Origin of the sequence: Pseudomonas fluorescens, from assembly GCF_902497875.1 — a bacterium.
Lineage (GTDB): Bacteria > Pseudomonadota > Gammaproteobacteria > Pseudomonadales > Pseudomonadaceae > Aquipseudomonas > Aquipseudomonas fluorescens_BR.
Window position 1 is genome coordinate 1 of record NZ_CABVHY010000091.1, and the last position, 1969, is coordinate 1969.

General features: G+C 60.7%; 4 protein-coding genes. 1 reads left to right on the top strand and 3 read right to left on the bottom strand.

Features of this window, described 5'->3' with window-relative positions:
* The 3 genes from F8N85_RS33695 to F8N85_RS33705 all read right to left on the bottom strand — a co-directional run.
* Positions 1-331, bottom strand: a 331-nt coding sequence (locus F8N85_RS33695; protein ID WP_150807662.1) for an ATP-binding cassette domain-containing protein, incomplete at its 3' end; no start/stop codon positions are given.
* A 122-nt stretch (positions 332-453) separates the two neighbouring features.
* Positions 454-924, bottom strand: a complete 471-nt coding sequence (gene cynS / locus F8N85_RS33700; RefSeq protein WP_150807367.1) for a cyanase — start codon at positions 922-924, stop codon at positions 454-456.
* A 47-nt stretch (positions 925-971) separates the two neighbouring features.
* Positions 972-1631, bottom strand: a complete 660-nt coding sequence (locus tag F8N85_RS33705) for a carbonic anhydrase (RefSeq protein WP_150807368.1) — start codon at positions 1629-1631, stop codon at positions 972-974.
* A gap of 108 nt (positions 1632-1739) precedes the next feature.
* Here F8N85_RS33705 and F8N85_RS33710 point away from each other — a divergent pair.
* Positions 1740-1969 (top strand): LysR family transcriptional regulator (locus F8N85_RS33710; RefSeq protein ID WP_150807663.1); only part of this gene is annotated, 230 nt, incomplete at its 3' end.

Below are 1969 nucleotides of genomic sequence, written 5' to 3' on the forward strand. Positions count from 1 at the left end.
AGTGGCAGGGCAGTTCAACGTTCTCGCGCACCGAGAGAAACGGCAGCAAGTTGAACTGCTGGAAGATGTAGCCGGTGTGATCGACCCGAAAGTGATCGCGGGCGCCGGCGCAAAGTTCGGTCAATTCCTGGCCGAGCAGGCGAATGCTGCCGCGATCGGGCTTTTGCACCCCGCCGAGCAGGCCGAGCAGTGTGGTCTTGCCGCTGCCGCTGGGACCTTTGAGGAACAGCGTTTCACCGGCGTCCAGGCGAAACGCCGGGATGTCCAGCAACTGCGGATGTCCTGGCCAACTGAAGCTCAGGTCAGACAGTTCGATAAGTGCTTGGGTCATGTGAAACAGAGACGTCTATGGGGTCTGATGCGTCTGTAGGAGCGGCGGTGCGGCGATCCGACTTGCCCGCGAAGGCGATTTCAGGATTTGCGCCGATTTCCCCGCGGACAATACCTTTTCAATCAGAACGGCTTGGTCGGCAGGTACTTGCCATCCAGCGTGATCACCGCGCGGGAACCGCCGTCCGGGTCTTCGACTTTCTTGATGTCCAGTTTGAAGTTGATGGCGCTGATGATGCCGTCGCCGAACTGTTCGTGGACCAGCGCCTTGAGCGTCGAGCCGTAGACCTGCAGCATTTCATAGAAACGGTAGACGGTCGGATCGGTCGGGATGCCGCCCTGGATGCTGCCGCGCAAGGGCACGCTTTGCAACAGGCGGCTGGCATTCTGATCCAGGCCGAGTTTGTCGCAGACTACGTCGGCGGCCTCCACCGGTAGAGGGTGTTGACCGAGCAGGGCGGCGGTGACGAAGGCCAGGCTCAGGCCGGTGCCGTCGGTCAGGTCCTGCCACGACAGGTTTTTGCGGGCCTTGGCGTCGATGATGGTGTCGGCCAGGGCCAGACGTGGAGCTTGAGCGAATTGGGATTGCAGCATGGTGATTTCCTCTTGGGTGAAGTACGAAAAGTTGCTTCCACTCTGGGTCAGGCGGCGTGTGGCAATTTGCTGGACTGGGCACAGGTCTTTGGGTAGTCGGTGAGCGAAACGAAGCCCTGTCTGACGCCGTCCAGCGCGACGATGCCGCCGCTTTCAATGTCGTAGACCCAGCCGTGCAGGTTCAGTCGACCCTGCTCCAGGGCCAGAGCGACTGAAGGGTGAGTCTTGAGATTGGCCAGTTGGGCGATGACGTTTTCCCGTACCAGCGAATCGAGTCGCTCTTCGGCCGATGCGTGAGTCCGGGAGGCGTTGATCACCTTGGCCGACTCGGCGTGGCGCAGCCAGTTGGCCACCGCCGGCAGGTGATCGAGGCATTTGCAGGTGGAAATGGCGGTCATCGCACCGCAGTCGGAATGGCCGCAGATCACGATGTCGCTGACGCCGAGCACGGCGACGGCATATTCCACCGTGGCTGACACACCGCCCGGCTCTGGACCATAGGACGGCACTATGTTGCCGGCGTTGCGGATCACGAACATGTCGCCGGGTTCCTGCTGGGTCAGCAGTTCCGGGACTACACGGCTGTCGGAACAGGTGACGAACAAAGTGCCCGGGCTCTGGCGGGTAGCCAATTGCTTGAACAGTTCGCTGCGCTCCGGAAAAGCCTCACGCTGGAACTTGAGAAAGCCGTCGATGATGTCTTGCATGGTGATTCTCCTTGCGTCGCTGATGGGGCAAGGATGAAATTTTTCAGCTATAGCGTCCAAGACCGGTTTATTATTGTCGCCATAAGCCCTTCCTATAGTTGAGCGGCCATGCTGTTACGTCATATTCGCTACCTGCTCGCGGTTGCCGAGCATCGCAACTTCACCAGAGCCGCCGAAGCGCTGCATGTGTCGCAGCCGACGCTGTCGCAGCAGATCAAGCAACTGGAGGACTCCCTCGGCGCGCCGTTGTTCGACCGCTCGGGACGTTGCGTGCGCCTGACCGACGCCGGTGAGGCCTATGTGCGTTATGCACGGCAGGCCTTGCAGGATCTGCAGGC

Bases quoted from the DNA above. Each gene is read 5' to 3' on its own strand.
- cynS (WP_150807367.1), bottom strand. From the start codon at position 924: ATGCTGCAATCCCAATTCGCTCAAGCTCCACGTCTGGCCCTGGCCGAC.
- F8N85_RS33705 (WP_150807368.1), bottom strand. From the start codon at position 1,631: ATGCAAGACATCATCGACGGCTTTCTCAAGTTCCAGCGTGAGGCTTTT.